1 protein-coding gene is annotated in these 435 nt (G+C 44.8%); it reads left to right on the top strand.

What is annotated here, in order from left to right; genetic code table 11:
- On the top strand, positions 1-435 hold a 435-nt coding region (locus tag AX662_RS02260), incomplete at both ends, for a hypothetical protein (protein ID WP_156430684.1).

The raw sequence follows: 435 nt of genomic DNA, 5'->3' as shown, positions 1-435 counted from the left end.
TTAAGGTTCAAGCAGCTGATACAAATGGTACAAGAGTAGAAACAACTTACACACCGAAGATCACTCCAGTTGTCCCAACTGCTGATCCTGCAACATCTACAGACATCCAAGGTCAAACTCAAACAGGTACACCAAGCTTCACACCTGGTAACCCTGCAATCCCAATGGATGATGATGTACCAGCAACCTTTGAAGATGGCTCAACAACTAAAGTTATTCCAGGAGAAGGTACTTACACTGTCGCTCCTGATGGCACAGTAACCTTCGTCCCAGAAAAATCATTCACAGGAGAAGGTACAGGTGTAACCGTTAAACGTGTAGATAAGAATGGGACACCAGCTACAGCTAAGTACACACCAACTGTGACACCAGTAACTCCAACAGCGACACCAGTTGAAACAACAGGTAAACAAGGTCAAACCCAAACAGGTAAGC

It is taken from the genome of Streptococcus sp. CCH5-D3 (assembly GCF_001556435.1).
Classification (GTDB): domain Bacteria; phylum Bacillota; class Bacilli; order Lactobacillales; family Streptococcaceae; genus Streptococcus.
The sequence above is the reverse complement of the archived record's forward strand: the minus strand, read 5'-3'. Positions and strand labels throughout refer to the sequence as shown.